Annotated in this window: 23 protein-coding genes; 12 read left to right on the top strand and 11 right to left on the bottom strand. The window is 37.0% G+C overall.

All coding sequences use genetic code 11. The annotated features are described in order from the left end of the window. Positions 1-7: 7 nt before the first annotated feature. Positions 8-472 (top strand): DUF1801 domain-containing protein, encoded by a 465-nt coding sequence (locus tag PFY09_RS13615; protein ID WP_271160062.1) that lies wholly within the window; start codon positions 8-10, stop codon positions 470-472. Positions 473-686: 214 nt separating this feature from the next. On the opposite strand, the gene PFY09_RS13610 is transcribed toward PFY09_RS13615, so the two are convergent. The 4 genes from PFY09_RS13610 to PFY09_RS13595 all read right to left on the bottom strand — a co-directional run bounded on the left by PFY09_RS13610 (position 687) and on the right by PFY09_RS13595 (position 3574). Continuing rightward, a complete protein-coding gene (locus tag PFY09_RS13610; RefSeq protein WP_271162351.1) occupies positions 687-941 on the bottom strand; it encodes a DUF3820 family protein in 255 nt (84 codons plus the stop codon). Between the two features lie 13 nt (positions 942-954). Beyond that, positions 955-2040 carry an AI-2E family transporter gene (locus PFY09_RS13605; RefSeq protein ID WP_271160061.1) on the bottom strand — a complete coding sequence of 362 codons (1086 nt, stop codon included), beginning with the start codon at positions 2038-2040 and terminating at the stop codon, positions 955-957. Continuing rightward, on the bottom strand, positions 2040-2777 hold the full coding sequence (locus PFY09_RS13600) for a beta-carotene 15,15'-monooxygenase (RefSeq protein ID WP_256039204.1): 738 nt from the start codon (positions 2775-2777) through the stop codon (positions 2040-2042). Before PFY09_RS13600 ends, PFY09_RS13605 begins: the two co-directional genes overlap by 1 nt. A gap of 74 nt (positions 2778-2851) precedes the next feature. After that, a complete protein-coding gene (locus PFY09_RS13595; RefSeq protein ID WP_271160060.1) occupies positions 2852-3574 on the bottom strand; it encodes a hypothetical protein in 723 nt (240 codons plus the stop codon). Between the two features lie 47 nt (positions 3575-3621). Here PFY09_RS13595 and PFY09_RS13590 point away from each other — a divergent pair, with 47 nt between their 5' ends. Together PFY09_RS13590 and PFY09_RS13585 are read left to right on the top strand one after the other, a co-directional pair. After that, positions 3622-4599, top strand: a complete 978-nt coding sequence (locus tag PFY09_RS13590) for an aminodeoxychorismate synthase component I (protein ID WP_271162350.1) — start codon at positions 3622-3624, stop codon at positions 4597-4599. Continuing rightward, positions 4583-5209 (top strand): aminotransferase class IV, encoded by a 627-nt coding sequence (locus tag PFY09_RS13585; RefSeq protein WP_271160059.1) that lies wholly within the window; start codon positions 4583-4585, stop codon positions 5207-5209. The genes PFY09_RS13590 and PFY09_RS13585 overlap by 17 nt, the downstream gene beginning before the upstream one ends. On the opposite strand, the gene menD is transcribed toward PFY09_RS13585, so the two are convergent. Next, positions 5206-6882 carry a 2-succinyl-5-enolpyruvyl-6-hydroxy-3-cyclohexene-1-carboxylic-acid synthase gene (gene menD, locus PFY09_RS13580; RefSeq protein ID WP_271160058.1) on the bottom strand — a complete coding sequence of 559 codons (1677 nt, stop codon included), beginning with the start codon at positions 6880-6882 and terminating at the stop codon, positions 5206-5208. The genes PFY09_RS13585 and menD overlap by 4 nt on opposite strands. An 85-nt stretch (positions 6883-6967) precedes the next feature. Here menD and PFY09_RS13575 point away from each other — a divergent pair, with 85 nt between their 5' ends. Beyond that, positions 6968-7918 (top strand): isopenicillin N synthase family dioxygenase, encoded by a 951-nt coding sequence (locus PFY09_RS13575; protein ID WP_271160057.1) that lies wholly within the window; start codon positions 6968-6970, stop codon positions 7916-7918. A gap of 117 nt (positions 7919-8035) precedes the next feature. Here PFY09_RS13575 and PFY09_RS13570 read toward each other — a convergent pair whose 3' ends face one another. Continuing rightward, complete coding sequence (locus tag PFY09_RS13570; RefSeq protein WP_271160056.1) at positions 8036-8305, bottom strand: bacteriocin-like protein; 270 nt, start codon at positions 8303-8305, stop codon at positions 8036-8038. A 223-nt stretch (positions 8306-8528) separates the two neighbouring features. Between PFY09_RS13570 and PFY09_RS13565 the strand changes: the two genes are divergently transcribed. Further along, on the top strand, positions 8529-8696 hold the full coding sequence (locus PFY09_RS13565; protein ID WP_271160055.1) for a bacteriocin-like protein: 168 nt from the start codon (positions 8529-8531) through the stop codon (positions 8694-8696). A 62-nt stretch (positions 8697-8758) separates the two neighbouring features. Here the strand turns inward: PFY09_RS13565 and PFY09_RS13560 are convergent, their stop codons facing one another. Both PFY09_RS13560 and PFY09_RS13555 read right to left on the bottom strand, forming a co-directional pair. Then, positions 8759-9805, bottom strand: a complete 1047-nt coding sequence (locus PFY09_RS13560) for a PA0069 family radical SAM protein (protein ID WP_271160054.1) — start codon at positions 9803-9805, stop codon at positions 8759-8761. Between the two features lie 123 nt (positions 9806-9928). Continuing rightward, complete coding sequence (locus tag PFY09_RS13555) at positions 9929-10123, bottom strand: hypothetical protein (RefSeq protein WP_087706921.1); 195 nt, start codon at positions 10121-10123, stop codon at positions 9929-9931. Positions 10124-10294: 171 nt separating this feature from the next. Between PFY09_RS13555 and PFY09_RS13550 the strand changes: the two genes are divergently transcribed. Beyond that, on the top strand, positions 10295-10645 hold the full coding sequence (locus PFY09_RS13550) for a hypothetical protein (protein ID WP_116099114.1): 351 nt from the start codon (positions 10295-10297) through the stop codon (positions 10643-10645). A 25-nt stretch (positions 10646-10670) separates the two neighbouring features. Here PFY09_RS13550 and PFY09_RS13545 read toward each other — a convergent pair whose 3' ends face one another. From PFY09_RS13545 to PFY09_RS13535, 3 genes are read right to left on the bottom strand one after another with little or no spacing between them, the layout of a single operon-like run. Beyond that, complete coding sequence (locus tag PFY09_RS13545; RefSeq protein WP_271160053.1) at positions 10671-13334, bottom strand: hypothetical protein; 2664 nt, start codon at positions 13332-13334, stop codon at positions 10671-10673. Positions 13335-13366: 32 nt separating this feature from the next. Further along, the gene (locus PFY09_RS13540) at positions 13367-14164 is read right to left on the bottom strand and encodes a DUF2797 domain-containing protein (protein WP_271160052.1); all 798 of its coding nucleotides are present in this window, start codon (positions 14162-14164) and stop codon (positions 13367-13369) included. 36 nt (positions 14165-14200) lie between these two features. After that, entirely contained in the window at positions 14201-15259 is a 1059-nt protein-coding gene (locus tag PFY09_RS13535) for a DUF389 domain-containing protein (RefSeq protein ID WP_271160051.1), read from the bottom strand. A gap of 75 nt (positions 15260-15334) precedes the next feature. Here PFY09_RS13535 and PFY09_RS13530 point away from each other — a divergent pair, with 75 nt between their 5' ends. The 6 genes from PFY09_RS13530 to PFY09_RS13505 all read left to right on the top strand — a co-directional run bounded on the left by PFY09_RS13530 (position 15335) and on the right by PFY09_RS13505 (position 24557). Further along, on the top strand, positions 15335-16357 hold the full coding sequence (locus tag PFY09_RS13530; protein ID WP_271160050.1) for a GDP-mannose 4,6-dehydratase: 1023 nt from the start codon (positions 15335-15337) through the stop codon (positions 16355-16357). Between the two features lie 141 nt (positions 16358-16498). After that, on the top strand, positions 16499-16720 hold the full coding sequence (locus PFY09_RS13525; protein ID WP_027382805.1) for a DUF2795 domain-containing protein: 222 nt from the start codon (positions 16499-16501) through the stop codon (positions 16718-16720). A 126-nt stretch (positions 16721-16846) separates the two neighbouring features. Next, the gene (gene secA, locus PFY09_RS13520) at positions 16847-19921 is read left to right on the top strand and encodes a preprotein translocase subunit SecA (protein WP_076391236.1); all 3075 of its coding nucleotides are present in this window, start codon (positions 16847-16849) and stop codon (positions 19919-19921) included. Between the two features lie 150 nt (positions 19922-20071). Further along, positions 20072-22228 (top strand): TonB-dependent siderophore receptor, encoded by a 2157-nt coding sequence (locus PFY09_RS13515; protein ID WP_271160049.1) that lies wholly within the window; start codon positions 20072-20074, stop codon positions 22226-22228. 64 nt (positions 22229-22292) lie between these two features. Next, positions 22293-23504, top strand: coding sequence for a PepSY-associated TM helix domain-containing protein (locus PFY09_RS13510; protein WP_271160048.1), 1212 nt, complete (start codon positions 22293-22295; stop codon positions 23502-23504). Positions 23505-23588: 84 nt separating this feature from the next. Next, positions 23589-24557 (top strand): ROK family protein, encoded by a 969-nt coding sequence (locus tag PFY09_RS13505; protein WP_271160047.1) that lies wholly within the window; start codon positions 23589-23591, stop codon positions 24555-24557. Positions 24558-25715: the final 1158 nt, after the last annotated feature.

Here is a 25715-nt window from a genome sequence, read left to right as displayed (position 1 = left end):
ATTTTCTATGCCCCAAAATAAAACAGTCGAAACAGAAGTAAATGTTACAAATTTCATCAACTCCTATGTGGAAAATGAACAAAAGAAAGAGGAAAGTTTTAAACTGATCTCGCTAATGAATGACTGGACTGGATTTGAACCCAAAATGTGGGGCTCCGCAATTATTGGATTTGGCAGTTATCATTATAAATACGAAAGCGGACATGCAGGAGATATGCCTCTGATCAGCTTCTCACCTCGTAAATCCGCATTTTCACTATATGTATTTTCTCCAACTGAAGAAACCCAATATTTACTGGAAGAACTTGGAAAATATAGAATGGGAAAATCGTGTATTTATGTAAAAAAATTATCTGATATCCATCTTTCTGTTTTAGAAAAAATGTGCAGATCAACCATTGAATATCTAAACAAACATCATGAATGTGCATGCAGAAAAACTAAACCTTCAGAGGCAAAACAAAAAAAATAAACAACTCTGGGGTTAAGCTTAATAGGTAATAATGAAATTAAACTTTCTAATTTAATGAATTCAGGCTTTTTCTCTTTTATTTCTCTGATAATTCTTTAGATTAAAATTGAAGCATACTACTGAAAAATCAATTAATTAGCTGAAAACATACTTATAGATAGCATCTATTTGAAAAAAGTTTCGGCGGCATCGAAGATGCCGCCGAAACTTTATGCTAAAATTTATACGTTTTTGTTTTAGGTTTTTCAAAATTCACCGTTCCTCCCCGAATTGGAGTCAGCAAATCCATTAGACCGTTTAATTTTATTTCGTAAACTGTTGATAACTGCATTCCCAACTTTCCTTTGGGCATTCCTGTTCTGGCAAACCATTCCAGATAGCTTATCGGCAGATCCGCGAGAACTGTTCCTTCGTATTTCCCGAAAGGCATTTTTAAGAAACTGATTTCTTTTAAAATTTCAGGGTTTATTCCGTCTTCCATTTTATACCATTAAATCGATTTTTTGCTCCAGGGCATCATCTTTACCCGGTAACTGCAGATCAGGAGTATCATCATCCGAAAATTCGTTTCTGTATACCTGAATCAGAAGCAAAGTTAATGAAATTAAAATAGGACCAAAAACCAGCCCCATAAAACCGAATAAATTCATTCCCATAATAATTCCGAAAACCGTATTTAAAGGGTGAATGTCTTCTAGCTTTTTCAGAAGGGTAAAACGCAGCACATTATCTGTTAATCCGACAACAATAAGGCAATAGGCAGCCAGCCCAAGTCCCGCTCCGGTGTTTCCTTCCGCAATCATATAAACGCAGACAGGAACATAAACAATTGCCGCTCCCACAACGGGAATCATAGAAGCTGCCGCCGTTAATGCAAAAAGCAAAACCGGACTTGGTGCGCCAAAAATGAAGTATCCCACTAAAGCAACAATTCCTTGTCCGAGAGCAACAACGGGAATTCCGATCGCATTTGCCATAATCAGCTTTCTCATTTTCTCTCCGATCATAGATACATTGGATCTTTTCAGAGGAGCTGAAGAGGATAGAATTCTTTCAAAAAAGCGAGGTTTTGCCAACATGAAGTAAAGAATAAAATACACCGACATAACTACCGTCATTGTATTAAAAGTTCCACTGAGGGCTTTTGTAGAAAACTGTCCTACGCTGCTTTTCAGCTTATCCATATTTTCTTTGCTTAAGATATCAAACCCTACTTTATCGAAAATATAGGTATGAATTTTTTCCAGAAATACATTAAACTTATCCATGTAAGCCTGCGCATTTCCTAATTTTTCAATTAAAAGATCTCCTATAAAATAAATCGGGAGAATGAGAATAACCAGACTCGCAAACATCAGCGTTAATGAGGCAAGCCACGGTTTCCACTTTTTTTCTTCCTGCAGATAAAAATTATATCTCCTGCACACCACATATATGGTGATTGCTCCCAATACGGAAGGGATAAAAAGAGTAAGATTATAACAGATTAATGCCGCCAATATCAAAATAATTGCCAGCAGAAACACCTGCTTTATTTTGACGCTGCTTATTTGTTCATTTTTATTCATTAGTTGTTTATTATTTGTCTTGGTTTTCCTAAATGTGCACAGTAAGTAGAATACATTACGATCATGATAAACGGAAAAGTAGCTATGATGCCTATACAGCAAAGAACAATTCCGCTTATACTAATTAATCCGCCCAACAGACCTGCACCTAAAAACGTACCGTAATTTTCTTTTGCGATGTTAAAAGTCTTGCTGATTGCATCTATTGCATTTGCATTCTCAAACAAAAGAATAGGATAACCTAAAAGAAAAAGTGGATAAACAAACAAGAAAGGGATCCCGCACAGTGCTGCGGAAATACCAAAAATAATTGTAGTGCATAAGCAGTACAGAAGGATATTTCCTAAATTTTGACGATACCCTATAAACAGATCAGAAAATTCTATTGCATTTTTAGTATTAAACTTATTGGCAATATAAATTAATCCAACGTAAATAGGAGAAAACAAAATGCCAAAAACACTCGAAACAGAATAATACAAAGAAGCTCCCGGTCGGGTCAAATAATTATATTGAGAAAAATCGCCATCCTCAATATCTTTGAAACCGCTAAAGCCTTCCCAGGAATTATAACCTGTAACAGACTGTAATACAAAATCGCCAATTACATAAACGATCATTGCAGCAATCGCATAAAGAAAAATTCCTTTATAGATTTCGAAAGCATGAGAAATAATAGATCCTGTATTCCTTTCCGGAACAGAACCCTGCTGATCAAATTCATCAAATTCTGACATGGTGTGATTTTTTAATGTTGTTACTACCAAATTAATCTTTTTTTGGCAGAAATAATATTAAAATCACTCCAAATTTATTCCTTTTCGGAGAAAATGGTTTTGTAAAGCGAATAAATCATCGCATTCCAGAAAGGAAATGTAAATAAACCTCCTACAAAAAACAGGGTAAATCCTATGTATTTAAAAATTACCGCAACCATCACACACACAAATATTTCCAGAAAATACATCTTCAGCGCTTTAAAATTTAAAGAAATCGATTCGAAGATGGTTCGGTTCATGAAAAACATCATCGGTGCTACAAAAATCGTAATGCAAACCCAGATAACAGGCAAAATTAAGGTATTAAAGATCATGGCATAGATCAAAAACCAAAACAGACCGTACGAAATATATCTGAAAAAGTTCGTTCCGTTGTAACCCGCCAGTAAATCACTGATCTCAATTTTTTCTTTTAAATCAATCTTTCTGAAAATCTGAAAAAACCCAAGATTTAAAGGGTAAAGGAAAACCAGTGTTCCCAGTAAAGCATAGCTGAAATACCGAGAATTATCCGCTTGTCCAAGTTCCGCCGCTTTTGCCAGATAAGCATCCATCCCGTTTTGATAGGCTTCGATAAGTTGCTGTTGCTGCTCCAATACCCCGAATTTTTCTGCAAAGAAAAACATAGAGGTGAAAAATATGGCAAAGTAAAGCACCGAAAACATCAGCTGAAAAATCAGCGTCTTATTCCAGTAGAAAAATGCCTGCTTCAGTATAAAATCTAATCCCGGTTTCTGTGGATATTTGTTTTCCATTAAAAAAATTTTGTGCAAAAGTAAACATCAATAATTACTTTTGCGGAATGTTTTCGGCGAATCATCAAAAATTTATAGAAATGGATGAACTTTCACTACAGAAAGTTCCCTACTTTTTTATCATTGATTTTCTTACGGAGAATGTTGAAATCTTTAAAGAAGATGAAATTAAAAATTCGGGCTTATTAATTGATTTTCAAAACTTTTCAAACATAGAAACAGAGCCTCATTTAAACAAAAAATTAGAATGGATTTCTTATCCTGAAACTTTGGAAAGCTTTAAAACAGGATTCGATAAAGTTCAGAAAAATATTCGCTTCGGAAATTCTTATCTGGTAAATTATACCCGAAAAACTAAAATTGAGACGAATTTAACACTAAAAGAAATATTTTATCATTCTTCGGCGAAATATAAAGTTTTTTATAAAGATTTTTTCGTATTTTTTTCTCCTGAAACTTTTGTAAAGATCAACGACGGAAAAATTTTTACCTATCCCATGAAAGGCACTATTGACGCCTCTCTGGATAATGCAGCGGAAATTCTTAAAAATGATAAAAAAGAGAAAGCCGAGCATTACACAGTGGTAGATTTGCTCCGGAATGATCTGAGCATGGTGGCAGACGATGTGAAAGTTGACAAATTTCAGTACATCGATTTCATCAAAACAAAGCAAAAAGATTTATATGCCATGAGTTCCGAAATTTCAGGAAACATCAAACCTGAATTTAATGGAAAACTGGGAAGCATCATGAAAAAACTGCTTCCTGCAGGTTCTATTTTGGGAGCTCCAAAACCTAAAACACTGGAAATCATTCTGGATGCAGAAGGTTATGAAAGAGGATATTATACAGGCGTTTGCGGTTGGTTTGACGGAAAAAATGTCGACAGTTGTGTAATGATCCGTTTTATTGAAAAAGAAGGAGAAGAACTTTTCTTTAAAAGCGGAGGCGGAATTACACACATGAGCAGGTTAGAAGACGAATATCAGGAAATGAAAAACAAAATCTATGTCCCAATTCATTGAAAGCATTAAAGTAGAAGATCAGGAAATTTTTTTATTGGAATTTCATCAAAAGCGTGTAGACCAGACTTTCGCCCATTTTGGAAAGGAAGGTACCATAGATATTGCCAAGATTTATAAACATCTTGAGCATGATGAGGACGGACTTTTCAAGCTGAGAATCGTGTATGATCTTGATAAGAAAATCCGCACTCAGATGATTCCTTATGCGATTCCTGAAATTGACGATTTTCAGCTGGTTGAAAACAACAGCTACGATTATTCTTTTAAATTTGAAGACCGGAAAGAGCTCGAAAAGATGAAGATAAAATCCAAAGCCGAAGAAATCATCATCGTTAAAAACAATCACATTACAGATACTTCCTACTCCAACCTTTTATTTTTAAAAGGAAAAGACTGGTTTACTCCTTCAACGTATCTTCTGAATGGTGTACAGAGACAAAATCTTTTAAAACACAAAAAAGTAAAAGAAACCGAGATCACTTTACAGAACATCAAGCAATTTTCTCATTTCCAAATCATTAACGCGATGAATGATTTTGATGAAAATTTCATTTATCCTTTGGACAGGATTATCAATTTACCCGGAAATGAAGAATATTTAGATCTTTAATTTTCTTTCAGAAAGTTAAAATACGATTTTTGTATATCAGCATTATGCAATGCCTGCGTGTTGATTTCCAATATTTTAGGCTGAACATCCGGTTTAAAGAAATTTTCAAGAACACGGTCTAAAGTTACCTCTTCATCTACTCTTGTGTAGGAGAATCCGAAATGTTTGGCTAAATACTCGGCATTTTTATGATGTTTTGTAGCGATAAATTCGTCTAACGTATTCGGATTGGCATTTCCCGGTCCCGGAATAATTTTGAAGATATTTCCTTCGCCGTTATTGAAAATCATAATCCTTACAAACGGAGGAATGTACTGATTCCAAAGTCCGTTAATGTCATAGAAAAAACTTAAATCTCCGGTAATCAACAAGGTAGGATTAGAATTTTTGATTGCAAAGCCCATTGCCGTAGAAGTTGAACCATCGATTCCGCTTGTTCCTCTGTTGCAGTAAATTCTTCTTTTGCCGTAATCGAAAAGCTGTGCATAGCGTATTGCTGAACTGTTGCTGAAATGAATATTGTAATTTTCAGGAACAATCTGTGCCGTTTTATTGAAAAAATAAAAATCTGAAAAATCTACGGAATTTAAAAACTTTTCATGTTTTGCATCTTTTTTATCTCTTAAAACATCCCAAAGGTTAAAATAAGGTTTAGGCTCGAGATTAACGAATTTCAATAATTTAGAAAAGAAAATTTCCGGCTTTACCTCAATTTTTTCAGTCAGAGCAAAATAGGTATCGGGTTGCCAGACAGGATCAAGATGCCAATGCTGTTTGGGTTTAGCTTTTCTTAAAAACTGTTTCACCTTTTTGGAAACAACATTTTGTCCCACTGTAATCAGCAAATCAGGCGCATACATTTTAAAATCTTCTTCCGTGAAATTGAAAACATACCGGTCGATATGCCTGAAAAATTTTTCGTGGTATAAATTTGAATTCGCTTCGCTCAACACCACAACCGTATGATTTTTAACCAATTGTGTTAACTGATTCTCTAATTCCGGACTGTGATCTTTGGTTCCGACAAGAATCATGATTCTTTGCGAAGTATTCCAGTCTGCAATAAGGTTAGAAGGAATTTCATATTCTTTCTGTTTGATTGTTTTTTCAACCGTCGGGAAAGTCGGCAATTCAGAAATCAATTCATACAAAGGTTCTTCGAGAGGAATATTGATGTGAACCGGACCCTGTTTTTCAATACAAAGTTCAATGGCTTTTTTAATGATATCAAAATTAATGTCTTCCGCATTTTCCTTTCCGTCTTCCAAAAGCTGAAAATCTCCGTAAGAATGCTGATGAAAAAGATTATTCTGCCGGATCGTCTGTCCGTCGAAAATATCCACATAATCCGTTGGTCTGTCAGCAGTTAACACCAAAAGCGGAATATTGGAATAAAAAGCTTCCGTAATCGCCGGATAATAATTTACAGAGGCTGAACCGCTTGTACAGGTAACGGCAACCGGTTTTTTCTCGCTTATCGCCATTCCCATTCCTACAAAAGCCGCACTTCTTTCGTCCACAATACTGTAACAGTTGAAACTGTCGATCTCTGAAAAATGAATCGCCAAAGGTGCATTTCTGGATCCCGGGGAAACAATGATATCTGAAATTCCGTATTGCTGAAGAAGGTGTGCAAGTATCTGAATACTTCTTTTGGAAGAATATTTTTTCATAATACAAATTTAATTTATAAATGCGTAACACGAAATAATTTTTAATTTAAAAATCTGTAATTTAGCAGTTCGTAAATTTCTAAAAATGGATAAAATACCTAGTGTAGACCTGCGTGATTTCCTTTCGGGTGACCCGGAACGCAAACAGAAATTTGTAAATGAAATCGGAAAAGCTTATGAAGAAATTGGTTTTGTAGCCTTAAAAGGCCATTTTCTTGATGACAAATTGGTGGATGAACTGTATAGAGAGGTAAGAAACTTTTTTGAATTGCCAACGGAAACGAAACAGAAGTATGAGATTCCGGGGATTGGCGGACAAAGAGGCTATGTAGGATTCGGTAAGGAGACTGCAAAAGGCTTCAAAAAAGGAGACCTGAAAGAGTTTTGGCATTTCGGACAGTATGTGTCTGATGATTCCCAATACAAAAGCGAGTATCCTGATAATGTAATCGTTGAAGAACTTCCAAAATTCAACGAGGTAGGTAAAGAAGCTTACCAGATGCTGGAAAAAACAGGGCAGTATGTTTTGAGAGCTTTGGCGCTGTATCTTGGTCTTGATGAATTTTATTTTGATGATAAAATTGCAGAAGGGAACTCTATTTTAAGACCCATTCATTATCCTCCGATCACGGAAGAGCCGAATGATGCAGTAAGAGCTGCAGCTCACGGAGATATTAATCTTATTACCCTTTTGATGGGTTCTCAGGGAAAAGGTCTTCAGGTTCAGAATCACAAAGGAGAATGGATTGATGCGATTGCAGAACCGGACGAACTGATGATTAACGTTGGAGATATGCTTTCGAGACATACCAACAATAAACTGAAGTCTACGATTCACAGAGTGGTAAATCCGCCAAGAGAATTGTGGGGAACTTCAAGATATTCAATTCCTTTCTTTATGCATCCTGTGAGCTCCATGTCACTGAATGCTCTTGAAAATTGTGTAGACGAAAATCACCCGAAACTGTATGAAGATACAACAGCAGGAGAATTTTTACACGAAAGATTAATTGAATTAGGATTGATCAAAAAATAAATACAGACCGGGCAATTTACCCGGTTTTTTTATGCCTTTCAGACAGCAAGAAATGATTACATAATATAAGAAAGGAAGGTAATAAACACCTTCCCTTTTCTTACTTTATAATCTTTATTATCCTGTAATACAGTAGAATTCAGGGCATGGAGTAGATTGTGTAAAAGTTCCCCACGGACAGATACAGGTATAAGTATCTCCGCCGCCGCCGGGATTTCCCGGATCTCCTCCCGGATCTTGGTACGGCACACATTTTCCGCCGGAACAGATTTCATTTGCGCCACAGCCGCCTGAACCGGGACCTCCTCCCTCAATGCAATACGCAGGACCATAGCCCGCAGAAATTCTTTTTTTGTCTTCTCTTGAAAGCTTTTTAAAATTTTTCATAGTTTTTTGATTTTGATGTACTCCTACTCTGTCAGCTTTTCGGAAACCGCTTTATTATGATAAATATTTAACTATAAAATTCTAAAAATATTATTCACCAATATATGAAAATTCATTCATATTTTATTTCCATTGAAAAATTAATTAAAATATCCCACAATAGTTTGATTTATTAAAATTTTGATTATTTTTACATTAGTATCAAATTTTTAACTAAAACAATATGAAAAATTTAAAAAAACTAAGCAAAAGCCAATTAAAGGGAATTAAAGGAGCAGGAGGAATTAAGTCTTTTCCGGATGAACCGGATTTTTGTATGTATGTTTGCGGAGACATCATTGTATGCGCTGCATGCAGCAAAGATTTCGAATGTCCTGTAACGGATATGTAGACTGCAAAAAAGTTATAAAAAAAACCGTTTCTTTTGGAGCGGTTTTTATTTTTGTGAAACTGTTAATCAAACAACCTCAGCTGCTGATCTTTTGCTCCTGTAAAATTCTTGGCAGAAAGTTTCGGAAATTCTTTTCCATCGAAAAACTTTTTTCGCCCTATTTTAAAGGTGTTATGAATCATTTCTGCAATATTTCCTTCTCCCTTTTGTCTGTCGAAGAACTTTTTCTCACCTAATTTTCCGCCCCGCATGGAACGGATCAGATTTAAAACTTTCTGAGCACGGTCCGGAAATGCATTTTCAATCCAGTTCACAAAAACCGGCTCTACCGTATCATTTAATCTTACCAGAGTGTATCCGAAACTTTGCGCTCCTGCTTCAGAGATTGCTTTTAAAATGGTTAAAGGTTCATCGCTGTTTAATCCGGGAATAATCGGCGCGACCATCACATTGACAGGAATTTTATGTTCAGACAGAATTTCTATGGCCTTCAATTTGTTTTTTGCAGCGCTGGTTCTCGGTTCCATTTTTCTTCGAAGTTCCTCATTGATGGTGGGAATGCTAAGAGAAACGGACACAAGATTTTGTTCGGCTAGAGGCTGCAGAATATCGATATCGCGAAGAACCAAAGCGTTTTTTGTAAGAACATGAACCGGATGCCTGTAATCCAGACAGACCTGCAGTATTTTTCTGGTAATCTCAAACTGCCTTTCTGCGGGTTGATAACAGTCTGTATTTCCTGAAAGTAAAATGGGAGCCGGTCGATATCCTCTTTTCTGAAAAAACTTTTCTAATAGTTCCGGCGCATTTTTCTTCACCATGATCTTCCTTTCAAAATCAATTCCTGCACTGTATCCCCAATATTCATGAGTAGGTCTTGCAAAGCAGTAGGAACAGCCGTGTTCACAGCCCTGATAAGGATTCATGGAATATTCCATCGGAAGATCATCGCTTTTTACCTGATTAACGATACTTTTAGGGAAAACTTCGGTAAAGGACGTTTTTATGGTTTCCAACTCATCATCTTCAGGCTCAAAAGTATATCGGTCGAAACGATTGCTTACATTTCGCTGTGCGCCCTGACCTTTTATGGTATTTTCGTTCTTCATTGATGATGTAAAATTAGAGTGGAATGATGATAAAAAAATGAATTTTAACATTAAAGTTTTACACAAGAAAAATCCGAAACTTTAAAAGCCCCGGATTTTAACATGATTGGATATATTTTTTAACTACTTCAGTGCATAAAATTCTACGCCATGATATTCATCGTCATAGTTTTTGTCTTCGAAATGTCTGTGATAATCCGAATAGGCATCACTGTATTTTTTATCTTTTCTGTGTAATATTTTTTTTATTCCTATGATACTTAATACTGCCAAAAGACCAACTCCTCCTGCCAGTAAAACTCCGACTTCTTTTTTCATATTCTGTCTGATTTATATATTCTCGTTATTGCAAAAAGTATACCCAAACATTTTCTGTCACGATAAATTTTGTTAACAGATATTGAAAAAATTTAAAAATATAATCTTTGCCAATACCACAACAAAGCGATCAATGGTTTAATTATTGTAGTTTAAAACAAAAATATTATTATGGAAAATACAGACAATATTGATAAAATGACAACCTTAAGTCAGGTAATGGCAAAATTGGCACAAAGAGGAGTACACCGTGAGTTCAGAATGAATGAACAGTGCGAAATGAAGTTTGAAAATTCAGACAAGGTGTATAAGCCTTCAGAATTAACGGTTCTGAAAACGTACCGTTTTGAGGGAGACAGCAATCCTGATGATAATGCAGTGCTTTATCTGGTAAAAGATACAGCAGGAAATATGGGAATGATCATCGATTCTTACGGAGCAGACAGCAATTATCCCGGCGAAGAATTCGATCAGTTTTTAAGAGCAATCACCATTGATGAAAGCGACGATTACAATTTCTAAATTTAAATATGATAAAAATCCGGACTTATTCAGTTCCGGATTTTTCTTTTTTCTTAAATATGCCTTTCAGAAAACCTTTCTTCTCAGTTTCTTTTTTGGGCTGCTCTTCTTTATTCTGATCGGGCTTATTCTTTATCTCCTGACCTATTTCTTTTACCGACTGCTTCATGCCTTTCATATCTTCTTTTACATTTTTCACAGTCTTTTTAGCACCGTCTATATTAATTCCGATCAAAGTTTTCTTCAGACCCTGTTCAATTCCTTTCCAGAAAAGGTTGAAGAATGATTTGGTAGGATCTCTTTCCACATCTTCCACTTGTACATCTTCAGGAAGTTTTCCCGAGTCTGTTTTTACCAGAAGATTGGCAACGGCAGTTAAAAACCCTTTCTTTTCGCGGTTGTTTTTATCTAACACCGCAATTTTAAGGTCTTTATGTTTCAGATTAAAACTTCCGTTCAGCCCTTTCGGATCCCCTCTGAAATTAAAAAGCATTTCCTGAATGGTTCCCGTTGCCGTTACATGAAGATAAGGACGGATGAACGGGTTGATTCCCTGCGCCGGAAGATTGGTGGTTCTTCCCGAAATAGCAAACACATCACGCTGATCGGCAACATCGAAATTCCAGTTGACCGAAAGCGGAGCAAGCTTCATAAAAGAACAGTCTATTTTAATGTCTACTCTTGTCGGTTTTCCTTTCATTTTGGCAGAGTTGAGGTTTCTAACATTCATATTAAAGTTGCTGAATGTCAGTTTTCCCGGTCCTGCACTTTCAGGCGTATCTTCTTCATATACGAGAACAGAATTTCTAAGATTCAGATTATTAACGACCATCGGAATTTTTATAGACCGTAACAATCTGGAATACAAAGGTTTTTCTTTAGGATCGTCTTTCGGGATTTTACTTCTGAAAATATTGGCATCGGCAGACTCAATAGTAACATTAGAAGCATTAATCGATTTATTGTCAGAAAACAGATCCCATGTTCCGTTTGCCGTAATCTGATTCACTTTAATATCGTATAAATCTCTTTCCACGGGAATCATTTTGATAAACTGCGCTCTCGAAACGAGAGGCTTCATCGCAAACTGAGAGAGCCGGATATTGTTTTTATCCACCTTCAAAGCGCCGGAAGTCATATGATAAAACTGCGTTTTGTAAGCAAAATTGCCCGAAGTAAGCGCATAGTTTTTTACATCAACAGCGATTCCTGAGTTGTCGGGTTTTGAGGTAAGCTGAATATCATTAATGGTTGCATTGAGACGGGCAAAACTCAACGGCTGGTTGTTTTTCTCATACGTAATATCAGAATTCTTCAGCACTACTTTTCTGATGATTATCGGAAACTGAATCCCACTGAGATTGGCTGTTTTTTTCGCTGTTTTTATTTCTCCCGCTTTGATGCTTCCTTTCACCTGATCTACCAGAACATCTTTTACATCAAGGTTAAGTTTTTTATCAACAGATTCCCATTTATTGATGTTGAAACCAATATAATTTGCGACAAGATTCATGGAAGTTTTTCCTGCTGCTGAACCATTCGGAACGACAGAAATATTTCGGATTTCTCCTTTTTTCGGATTTAACGTGAAACTTTTTACATTAAAATCCTGATGATCAGAGTACAAAATATCCTGCGCTGAAAACTGAAAGTCTTTATATCCTACCGGAATCAGCTCTTCCCTTGTTTCCTTGTCAAATCTCAGTGTATTGATGTTCAGGTTTGCCTTTTGTGCGTAGAGAAGTTTTTCTCCGTTAGGTTTCATCACCTGAACAGTAGCATTGTTTAGCTTAATATCTTCGAGATCAATATCAAAATTAAGCGGTTTTTTAGGCTTTACCGGAGCTGCATCGGTGGTGTAAATCTTAAAATCAGGATTATAAAAAACAGCATTTGCCAAAGACACTTTATTCTTTTTCAGAACAATATCTTTGAATTCCATTTTTTCGATATTAAACTGAAAAAGCTGCGTCTTTTTAGGATAATATTTTTTAAACTGTTCAAAAGTAACGAGTGGAGTCAGTTGAAAATGATCAATCGACATCTGTCCGTTTCTCGTTTCTATTTTATTGATTTCCAATGCATACACATTATCCGGACGGAAGAAGAAATTACTTCCTTTAATGGAGTACTGATCGAAAACCACTGGCAATTTATCTTCTACGGACTCTTCCGTCATCTGAAGATTTTCCACATACAGATTCAGATCCTGCACCGAAAAGAATTTCTGCTTCGTAAATCTGAAAATGCTGATATTTCCTTCATTGATGCGGATGTTGTCAAACCGTACCGGGTTTCTCTTCTTTCCGGTTTTTGTATCAACCGGTTTGGCAAGAATAATATTCAGATTAGGTTTGGACAGCAATAAATCTGATGAGCTGATCTGCTTATTGAAAATGGCATCATAAATGCCGAAACGGCTTATTTTCAAAGTGTCAATCGTACCCTGAAGCCCTATAACATTGAAATTCTGGGGGTTTTTGCTGTTGACGGTAATTCCTGTCGAAAGAATATTCCCCGACAGAAGATCAACATCCAGACTTTTGTAGGAGACTTTGTAATCCGTATTGTTTTTAATGTATTTCGGAAGCCTTGTTTTCAGCCAGATATTTAGCCCAAGATTTGCCAGCAAAACAATTACCAGCAGAATTCCGAGAGCAAGAAATAATTTTTTTACCCATCCTTTCATTTTTTGTGATTTGGTTTTAATTCAATATTCTATTAATTTTTAACAGTCAATTCAATTACATACCCTTCATGTCCTCTTACGTTAATAAACTCGCCTCCGTCGAAACCTAAGTACTGCCCTTTAATTCCATTTAATTTCCCTGTATATTCAGGTCTTTTATCAAGAGTAAAGGAAGTTACCTTTTCAGGTTTTTCAAACGGATAATCGAATCTCCACAGATTTTCGCCTTCACTGTAGAACTTCTGGAAATCTTCAGGAAAATATTCTTTTATCTTCTGCTGAAAATCGGCAAGATCTATATCATCTTCAAAATCGTCCTGAAGCATTTTCTTCCAGCTTGTTTTATCGGCAACATGCTGCTTCAAAGCAACCTCTATCATTCCCGCTTCATATCGGTTTTCCGTTCTCGCAATCGGCAGCGCAAATGTAGCGCCCTGATCGATCCATCTTGTAGGAATCTGTGTATTTCTCGTAACCCCTACTTTTACTTCTCCCGTGTACGCAAGATAAACGGTATGTGGCTGTAACTGAATTTCCTTTTCTACATCCAAATCCCGTTCCGCAATTCCAAGATGTGCTGTGGAAAGTTCGGGACGAATGATGGTATCGCTCGCATAAGGACTTTCAAAGAAGCAGTTTTTGCAGAAGCCCATTCTGTAAATCGGTTTATTTTCGCCACAGTTTACGCATTGGTACCCCGTATGTTTTATGGTAAGTTCTTTTCCGAAAAGTTCGTTCATGTGGATAAGATCACCGGAAAGATTAAGGTAATATTGGATCGGCTCGTCGTGGAAGCTCGTCATCTTTAAAATTTGCCCTTGAAACTGCATTGTATTAAGTTTAAGTAAATATAAAAAAATTAAAATTTATTTGATTTTGTTCTCAGATTTCATCAGGTTGATTTCTGATTTTAAAGCATCAATCTGATTCTGGAGTTTTCTTACGTCCGGATTATTCATATTTTCAGAATGTGGCGAATATTGCCAGATCAGATGAATGTCTTTTACCAGATCATTATGCTCATCCAGCCTTTTTTTACTGAGGGAAACGCTGTCATTCAGTACCGTAATTCTCAGAAAATTGCTTTCTCCTTCTTTAAAAGGTTCATAATTGATGATGGCGAGTTCCGGATGATTTTCTCTGATCTTTTTAATGTAATTTTCAGACCGTTCTTTCAGTGTTTCTTTTTCCCATTTCTTTTTGGTGAGTAAAACACTCGGAAGCAGAATAATAACAGAAGCCAGACTTATAATTAATGAGTTCTTTCTGTTCGCCGCCTTTCCTTTTTCCATGTAGTACTTCTGATAACCGAGTACAAGACTCAGAATCCATGTTCCTACCGCAATAAAGAAACAATTGATGAGGTAAAAATAAAATCCGCCCCAGAAATATTCCAAGTTTCCGTTGGCAATCCCAAATCCTGCTGTACAAAGCGGCGGAATACAGGCGGTAGAAACCGCAACTCCGGCAATTACTTTTATGGCTTCTTTTCTTACAATTCCCAGAAACCACGCAAAACCGCCCAACAAAGCCAGAGAACAGTCGAAAATAGTCGCTGTTTTAAAACTTTCCAGTTGGGATGTCTCAGAATGAAAAGGAGAAACAAGGAAATACAGGGTGGAAGAACAAAGGGCAACGATAATCATCAGAAGCCAGTTGAAAATGCCCAGCTTGATCAGATGCCTGTTCCCGATTGAAAATCCGAATGCAATACCTACAACAGGTCCCATTAAAGGAGAAATCAGCATCGCTCCGATTACTGCCGCCGAACTGTTGATATTTAAACCGATGCAGGCAATTCCCATAGAGATCACCAGAAGCCAGAGATTATGCCCTCGAAAGTAGATTCCCTCTTCAATTTCCTGAAAAGTAAATTCTTCCTCTTCTTCTTTTGGCAGGGTGAATAATTTTTGAAAATTAATCATTTATGATATTTATAGCAAAAGTATAAAAAGAGCATCCAAGTATTTTAATAAATTTGTGGAATTAAAAACCAACAAATGAATTATCTCATAACCGGAGGAAGCGGTTTCATAGGTTCCCATCTTGCTGAGCAATTATTGAAAAAAGGACATTCTGTCATAAACATTGACAATTTTGATGATTTCTACAGCTATCAGATAAAAATTCAAAATACTTTAGACGCTATTCAATATTTTTCGGATTTTGAGTACTCCGGAAAAGATAATGATATTAAAAAATTAATTTCTCTTTCACAATCAGAAAATTACAGGCTGTATTATCAGGACATCCGCGATAAAAATGGTTTGGAGGAAATATTTAAGAACCATAAAATAGACACCGTCATTCACCTTGCTGCACTTGCGGGAGTCCGTCCTTCTATTGAAAGACCTTTAGAATACGAAGAAGTCAACATCCGCGGAACCATGAATCTGTGGGAACTTTGTAAAGATTTCAATATCAATAAATTTGTCTGCGCCTCCTCATCAAGCGTTTACGGAAATAATGAAAAGATCCCTTTTTCTGAAACTGACAATGTAGACAATCCCATTTCTCCTTATGCAGCAACCAAAAAATGTGGTGAAATTTTAGGACACGTTTATCATGATTTATATAAAATAGATATGATCCAGCTCAGGTTTTTCACGGTTTACGGACCCAGACAAAGACCTGATCTTGCCATCCACAAATTCACAAAACTCATTTCCGAAGATCAGGAAATCCCTTTCTACGGAGACGGAAGTACTGCGAGAGATTATACCTATATTGATGATGTGGTAGACGGAATCTGGAAATCTGTTCAATATCTTGAAAATCATTCAGACGTTTACGAAATCATTAATCTTGGTGAGAGCGAAGTGATTAATTTAAATGAAATGCTTTCCACGATAGAAAAGACATTGGGAAAATCTGCCATCCGCAAAAATCTGCCAATGCAGCCCGGAGATGTCCTGAAAACCAATGCCGATATTACCAAAGCAAGAACATTAATTGGCTACAAACCTGACACAAACTTCCAAAATGGCATAAAAAAATTTGTGGAATGGTTTTTGAGAAAATGACCTCAGTAAGCCGGGGAAAGTACCTTAAACACTTTCTGAAGGCACACGGTGAACAAAATTTAATAAAAAGAATTGAAAATCAAGTATAAAAAAGCATATAATATAAGCTAATTTTATACTTTTGCAAAAAATTAGAAAATTATGTACTGGACATTAGAATTAGCTTCATACTTAAGTGACGCACCTTGGCCAATGACTAAAGCAGAGCTTATCGACTATGCAATCAGAACTGGTGCACCAATGGAAGTAGTGGAAAATCTTCAGGCTATCGAAGATGAAGGAGAAATTTATGACGCGATCGACGAGATCTGGAGCGATTATCCTACGGACGAAGATTATCTTTGGAACGAAGACGAATATTAATGAAAAGCAATAAGCTTTAGGCTCTGCTTAGAGCTTTTTTGCCCTTTTTTATATATTATTTTTTACACAATAAGTGTTATTTAAAACGCTTAAAGGATATCCTTTTAAGCATAAAGCAAAAAATTTATGAGTTTTTTAAACAAAGTTCTAAAAGGGTTTTTGGGAGACAAAAAAGCGCAGGACCTAAAAGAAGTAAAAAAAGTTGTAACAAAAATCAAAGCTGTTGAACCCGCTATTCAGCAATTGTCTGATGATGGTTTAAGAGAAAAAACTGCTGAGTTTAAAGAAAATATTAAATCTGCAACCAGCAAAATCACAGCTCAGATAGAACAGATCCAGGAGCAGATTAAAAATTCGAAAAACGTGGACGAAAAAGAAGCGCTTTTCTCGAAAATTGAGTCTCTGAAGAAAGAATCATACGAAATTGAAGAAAAAGTTCTGAGCCAGATTCTTCCCGAAGTTTTCGCTTTGGTGAAGGAAACAGCAAGAAGATGGGCACAAAACGGAGAAATCCGTGTAACGGCTTCAGACTGGGACAGACAACTGGCTGCCGCAGGAAAAGATTTCGTGGAAATTCAGGGAGATCAGGCTGTCTGGAAAAACTCATGGGACGCTGCAGGAACGCCTGTAAACTGGGACATGGTACATTACGATGTTCAGTTTATCGGGGGTATTATCCTACACAGCGGTAAAATTGCCGAAATGGCGACCGGAGAAGGTAAAACTTTGGTAGGTACGCTTCCAATTTTCTTAAATGCACTTCCGGGAAGAGGAGTTCACGTTGTAACGGTGAACGACTATCTTGCGAAAAGAGACTCGGCATGGATGGGACCATTGTACCAATTCCACGGAATGTCAATCGACTGTATCGATAATCACCAACCGAACTCAGACGGAAGAAGAAAAGCATACAATTCAGATATCACTTACGGAACGAATAATGAATTCGGTTTCGATTATCTGAGAGACAACATGGTAACTTCACCTTCAGAACTGGTGCAGAGAGAATTGAACTTTGCCATCGTGGATGAGGTGGATTCCGTATTGGTAGATGATGCAAGAACACCGTTGATTATTTCAGGTCCGGTTCCGCAGGGAGACAGACAGGAATTTGATGTTCTTAAGCCTTCTATCGACAGAATCGTTGAAGTTCAGAAAAAAACAGTTTCTACCATCTTTAACGAAGCAAAAAAATTAATCGCTGCAGGAAACACGAAAGAAGGAGGTTTCAAATTGCTTCAGGCTTACAGAGGTCTTCCTAAGAGCAGACAATTAATTAAATTCTTATCGGAAAGCGGAAACCGTGCTTTGCTTCAGAAGGTTGAAGCGCAATATATGCAGGACAACAACCGCGATATGCCGATTGTAGATAAAGATCTTTACTTCGTCATTGAAGAAAAGAACAATCAGGTTGATCTTACGGACAAGGGTGTTGAATATATGTCTCAGGGAAATTCTGATTCTAACTTCTTCGTTCTTCCGGACATCGGAACAGAAATCGCAGAACTGGAAGCTAAGAATTTATCTAAAGAAGAAGAATTTGAAGCGAAAGAAAGACTTTTCTCTGATTTTGCAGAAAAATCTGAAAGAGTTCACACCATGAGCCAACTGTTGAAAGCGTATACATTATTTGAAAAAGATGATGAATATGTGGTTATTGACGGTGAGGTAAAAATCGTTGATGAACAGACTGGTCGTATCATGGAAGGAAGACGTTATTCAGACGGTCTTCACCAGGCGATTGAAGCGAAAGAAAATGTAAAAATCGAAGCTGCAACGCAGACGTTTGCAACCATTACCCTTCAGAATTATTTCCGTATGTACAACAAACTTGCGGGGATGACCGGTACTGCGGAAACAGAAGCAGGAGAGCTTTGGGAAATTTATAAATTAGACGTGGTGGTAATTCCTACCAACCGTCCGATTTTAAGACACGACAGACAGGATTTAGTTTTCAAAACTAACCGTGAAAAATACAATGCCGTAATTGAAGAAATTGAAAAATTAACGGCTGCAGGAAGACCCGTTCTGGTAGGTACAACATCTGTTGAAATTTCTCAGTTATTATCTAAGGCATTACAGCTAAGAAAAATTCCGCATCAGGTTCTGAATGCAAAACTTCACAAGAAGGAAGCAGAAATCGTTGCCGGAGCAGGACAGCCGGGTGTTGTAACCATTGCAACCAACATGGCGGGTCGTGGTACGGATATTAAGCTTACCAAAGAAGTAAAAGAAGCGGGAGGTTTGGCAATTATCGGAACGGAAAGACACGATTCAAGACGTGTTGACAGACAGTTGAGAGGTAGAGCAGGAAGACAGGGAGATCCGGGAAGTTCTCAGTTCTATGTTTCTCTGGAAGATAACTTAATGCGTTTATTCGGTTCTGAAAGAATCGCTAAAATGATGGACAGAATGGGTCATAAGGAAGGTGAAGTGATTCAGCATTCCATGATCTCAAAATCTATCGAAAGAGCACAGAAAAAAGTAGAGGAAAACAACTTCGGAACAAGAAAGAGACTTCTTGAGTACGATGATGTAATGAACAAACAGCGTGACGTCATCTACAAGAGAAGAAAGAATGCTTTGTTCGGAGATCACCTGAAGTACGACATCACCAATATGATCTTTGATGTGGCAAATTCTATCGCAGCAAAAGGAAAGGCGACAGGAAGCTATAAAGATTTTGAATACGAGATCATCAAAACATTTACGATGGAATCCCCGGTTTCTGAGAACGATTTCAAGAATAAAACAGTTCAGGATTTAACGAATATTTTATTCAAAGCGGCTCAGGAAGATTATCAGATGAAGCTGAACTTACTGAAAGAAAAATCTTTCCCGATTATCGAGAATGTTTATCAGAATCAGGGTTCAATGTTCAGAATGATTCAGGTTCCTTTCACAGACGGTCATAAAACAATGACGATCGTAACCGATCTTAAAGAGGCTTATGAAACGCAGTGCGACAGCTTAATCAACGATTTTGAAAAGAACATCACGTTATCCATCATCGATGAAAACTGGAAGCTTCACCTTCGCGAAATGGACGATTTAAGAAGATCTTCACAGGGAGCTGTTTACGAACAGAAAGATCCGTTGGTAATTTATAAGCAGGAATCTTTCCACTTATTCAGCGAAATGATCGAGAAGCTAAACAAAGAGATTATCTCATTCTTATACAAAGGTGAAATTCCTGCATAAGAATCATTAACAATAATTTAAAAACCGTTACAATTCAGTTTGTAGCGGTTTTTTTGTTGCTGTTATTCGCTCCTTTTATGACAAATATCAATTCGATTATTTATTTAGAATAATTAAAAACAATATATTTGCAGAAAAATTTAAGGTTTCATGAAAAATGTACTGATCTGTGCTTCGCTGTTAGGTTCCATGCTAACGTTTGCTCAGGAAAAAGATTCAATTAAAGGAAATGATATTGAAGAGGTAATTGTAAAGGGGAAATATTATCAAAAATACAAATTAGATGAAGTTTCGGGATCTTTAAGACTGCAGACTCCGATTCTTGAACTTCCTCAGAATGTGCAAACTATTAGTGCCGGAATTTTAGCAGATCAGATTACACTGAATATGTCTGAAGGCATTGTAAGAAATGTAAGCGGGGCAAGAAAAGTAGAGCACTGGGATAATGTTTATTCAAATGTGTTTATGCGGGGAGCAAGTATTGCTACCTATATGAACGGAATGAACGTTACTTCAACGTGGGGACCGATTAATCCGGATGTTTCAATTATAGACAGAATAGAATTTGTAAAGGGACCGGCAGGATTTATGGGTTCTATGGGAGATCCTGCAGGTTTTTATAATGTTGTAACGAAGAAACCGACGGGAAAATTCCAAAACTCAGTGAGATTTACAACAGGAAGTTATAATCTTTTCAGAGGGGAAGCAGATTTGGATGGTGTCATTATTAAAAACGGAGTTTTAGATTACCGTTTAAATTTAATGGGAAGCACCAACGGATCATGGGTAGAAAATGATAAGACAAAAAAGATCATCGTTGCTCCGTCTATTACTTTCAGACCGACTAAAACAACCACTTTAACGGCACAGTACAATTATCAGTTTTTAAAATTCTCTCAGCCGGGAGCGTATTTAATGTCGAATGACGGATATGCATCATTAAATGTACACACAAACTTCAACGACAAAAACTTTAAAGAAACCGAAGTAAAAGATCAGAGCTTATTTCTTACATTAGATCAAAAGCTATCCAAAGACTGGTTGTGGAGCACTCAGTATGCTTACATGGATCTGAACTACGACGGAGGTTCGTGGTGGGGAAGTTTCGACACTAAGAACAGCAGTATTTTTAACAGAACATTAAGCAACTGGCAGGCGGTCGGAAAAAACCATATTTTCCAGACATACGTAAGAGGAAGCCTGAAAACGGGAAATATCACCCACAAAATTATTGCCGGATTTGATTACGGAGAAAGAAAATATAATGCAGATTTTTCCGGGTATGCCAATGGTGTTTATCCTTTAAATATCTACCATCCTCAGTATGGTGTAGATCCTTCAACATTACCTTCTGCCGATTTTTACACATTAAATCCTTCCGCTCCTTTTTACAATGATCAGGGTGTAAAGTACACCTCCTATTATGCTCAGGATCAAATAGAAATGTTTAACAATAAATTACGTTTAACATTAGGAGGAAGATATACAAACGGTACCACATACGCAGGATATCCTTTTTATTCTGAAAACAATATTGTTCCGAAAGATAAAGCTGATGAATTCACGCCGAGAGTTGGGTTAAGCTACTCTTTTAAAGATGATTTTTCCGTATATGGGGTTTTTGATAAAACTTTCGCTCCACAATCCGGAATAGGCAAAAACAACACCTCAATTACAGATCCGTTCAAAGGTCAGAACATTGAATTTGGTCTGAAAAAAGACTGGTTTAACGGAAAATGGAACACAACATTTGCATTCTACGAAATCAGAAGAAAAAATATTCTGGTTGCCGGAAACATTAATGAGAACAACGGGATCGCATTTCAGGTAGCCACCGGAGAACAAAGAGCAAGAGGTTTTGAAACAGATATTAAAGGGGAAATTTTTAAAGGATTAAATGTAGTAATCAATTATGCCTATACAGACGCCAAAACAGTAAAAGATACCGATCCTGCAAGAATTGGCGTACAATCTCCCGGAAATGCCAAGAATGTACAAAACACATGGCTAAGCTACAGATTTGAAAATGGTATGCTAAAAGGATTCGGTATTTCGGCAGGATATCAGTATCAGGGAGGAAGACAGTCCTGGTTTGGAACAACCGCGAAATACGATCAACGTCTTGAAGATTATTTTGATACGAACTTTGGTATTTCTTATGCCGCTAAAAAATTCGATGTTAATTTGCTCTTAAATAATACTTTAAATAGAAAACTGTATAGCGGATACAGATCAGACGACGGTTCATATGCATGGATCTACAATGCTCCTAGAAACTGGAGACTTTCTGTCGGATATAAATTTTAACTATCAATCTTAAAGTTAGCCTTTCCGGAGGCTGACTTTTCTTTCATTAAAAGTTTAATAAAAAATGAGGAAAAAGCATCATCACAAAAAAAAGCCAGATGCCTTTAAAAAATGGACGGGAAAACTGCATTTGTGGCTCGGTCTTGGGATTGGATTTCTGATCTTCATTATTTCGATAACGGGAGCATTGTACGTTTTCAAGGATGAAATTGAAAATGCAACAAGAAAAGACGTGATCTATCATAACGAGCAGAACATCGATCAGAAACAGGTTCTTCCGATAAGAACGCTGGAAAAAGCAGTGGTGGCGCAGGTAAAAGAAAAATATCCTGTGCATTGGGTGAACATTCCGATTGATAAAAAGATGTCCTATCTTTTCTACTGGTACGAACACGATCCGAAAGGCTGGAATTATTTTGATGAATTTCCCATCTATAAAGTAGCTTATGTAAATCCCTATAACGGAAAAGTTTTGGAAACCTACGACGAGAAAAACGGATTTTTTCAGATCGTTAAAATGATCCACTGGAGTTTTCTTTTAAAACAATCCTGGGGAACCTATGTTGTGGGAATTCCTGTGCTGATTTTTGTATTCATGCTGATTTCCGGAATCATTCTGTGGTGGCCTAAAAATAAAGCCGCAAGAAAACAGCGTTTTTCTTTCAAATGGAAAAATGTACAAAACTGGAAAAGAAAAAATTATGATCTACACAACGTTTTAGGTTTTTACGCTTCCGTTTTCGCGCTGATTTTCTCCATTACCGGATTATTTTACGCCTTTTTATTCATTCAGTCATCAATATATTTCATCTTTTCAGGAGGAAAAACCGCTTATCCCGACTTTTCATCAATCAAAACAAAAACACCGATTGAATGGAGAACCGAAGGAACTTTAGACAAAATAAGCAATACCGTTAAAGCAAAATATCCCGATTCCTATAACTTTTCTATCGATCTCGGACACGAACATATGGACGACCACGAACATCCGAATTTTGAAGTCTATGTAAAACACCTCTCCTATTCCTATCACAAAAGCAGCAGTCTTATTTTCGATGAAAACTCTGGAGAACTGCTTCATACGCATGATATGAAAGACAAAAATTTTGGCGAAAAAACGGTGGGAGCCAACTACGATATCCACGTCGGATCCATTTTAGGACTTCCCACAAAGATCATTGCTTTCATTGTAAGTTTGATATGTGCCTCATTACCAGTCACTGGCTTCATGATCTGGTGGGGAAGAAGAAAAAAGAAAACCCCAAAAGCAACATAATATTTTTTTAAAATAAATCTTTGGTTAATCGTCTAATAATAAGATCTTTTTTATAATTTTAGCCTTTTAGAATTTTAGAACAGAATGTCATTAGTAGATTTGTCAAAAAACGTTGCGCTGGGAATTGATATCGGCGGAACGAACACAAAATTTGGAGTGGTAAACCACAGAGGCGAAGTTTTGGAAAAAGGAAACATCCGCACAGATGCCTATCCTACTGTAGAAGAATATATTGACGCTTTATACGAGGCGGTTCATCCCCTGATCGAAAGCCATGGAAAAGAGAAAAATTTTGATGGGATCGGTGTCGGTGCTCCCAATGCCAACTACTATACAGGAACCATAGAACAGGCTCCCAATCTTCCGTGGAAAGGAATCATCCCTTTTGCGGAACTGATGTCGGCAAAATTCGGGCTTCCGTGTACCATTACTAATGACGCGAATGCCGCAGCCATCGGAGAAATGCTTTTCGGCGCTGCAAGAGGCATGAAAGATTTCATCATGATTACTCTGGGAACAGGCGTTGGAAGCGGAATTGTTGCAGGGGGAAAACTCATCTACGGACACGACGGATTTGCCGGAGAACTGGGACACACCATCGTAAAACCCGGCGGAAGAAAACACTGGAGCACGGGTTCTGAAGGCTGTCTTGAAGCCTACGCATCGGCAACCGGAATTGCGATTACCGCAAAAAAAATGAGAGCTGAATTTCCTGAATCTTTACTGAATCAGTATCCTGAAGAATCCATTAATTCTAAAACTGTTCACGAATGCGCTTTACAGGGCGATCCGATTTCTATTGAAGTGTTCCGATATACCGGACAGAAACTGGGGGAAGCTCTGGCAAATTTTGTGATGTTCTCTTCTCCGGAAGCCATTCTTTTATTTGGCGGCGTGATAAAAGCAGGAGATTTTATTTTAAAACCTACCAAACTTCATATGGAAAGAAACTTACTTCCTATTTTCAGAAACAAGGTAAAATTGGTTTTCAGTGAACTGGACGAAGCCGATGCTGCTATTTTAGGCGCAAGTGCTTTGGTTTGGGAAAAATAACCGGAACATTTTGATTATCTGCGTTGATTTCTCTTAAATTTTTTAACGCAAAATCGCAATGATTCTCAAATAATACAGGCATCCTTCTTTAAGGGTGCTTTTTTGTTTTTATTTCATCTTTGTAGATGCTTCGACAGGCTCAGCATGACATCGCTAATACTAATCTCTATGAGTAACAAATTTGCGGCACTGTCATCCTGAGCGCGAAGCAGTCGAAGGATCTTTATTCTAACCCGATACCATTATTAAATTCTCTCGCAGATTGTGCTGATAACGCAGATTTTAGGGCTTTAATTTGTGAAAATATTTGTGCTGATTGTGTTTGAAAAAATTTGTCTCGGCGTGACATTGCTAATACCAATAGCCTTATAAACAACAATTTGCAGTGCTGTCATCCTGAGCGCGAAGCAGCCGAAGGATCTTTATTCTAACCCAATAACATTATTAAAATTCTCTCGCAGATTGTGCGGATAACGCAGATTTTGGATTTTTATTTGATGAAAACATTTGTGCTTATTGTGTTTGAAAAAAATTTTCTCAGCATGACATCGCCAATATCAACGACTCTATAAGCAACAATTTGCAGAACTGTCATCCTGAGCGCGAAGCAGTCGAAGGATCTCTATTCTAACTCAATACTATTATTAAAATTCTCTCGCAGATTGTGCAGATAAAGCAGATTTTGGATTTTATTTGTGAAAATATTTGTGTTAATTGTGTTTGAAAAAAATTTGTCTCGGCGTGACATTGCCAATATCAACGACTTTATAAGCAACAATTTGCGGCACTGTCATCCTGAGCGCGTAGCAGTCGAAGGATCTTTATTCTAACTCAATATAGTTATTAAAATTCTCTCGCAGATTGTGCAGATAACGCAGATTTTCGGGCTTTAATTTGTGAAAATATTTCTGCTGATTGTGTTTGAAAAAAATTTTCTCAGCGTGACATTGCCAATATCAAGGACTTTATAAGCAACAATTTGCGGCATTGTCATCCTGAGCGCGAAGCAGTCGAAGGATCTCTATTCTATCTCAATATCTTTATTAAATTCTCTCGCAGATTGTGCGGATAACGCAGATTTTGGATTTTTATTTGATGAAAACATTTGTGCTGATTGTGTTTGAAAAAATTTGTCTCATCTATCATGACAATTTGAAT

This window comes from Chryseobacterium gambrini (assembly GCF_027920505.1).
Lineage (GTDB): Bacteria > Bacteroidota > Bacteroidia > Flavobacteriales > Weeksellaceae > Chryseobacterium > Chryseobacterium gambrini.
This window is presented reverse-complemented; position numbering and strand designations above follow the sequence as displayed.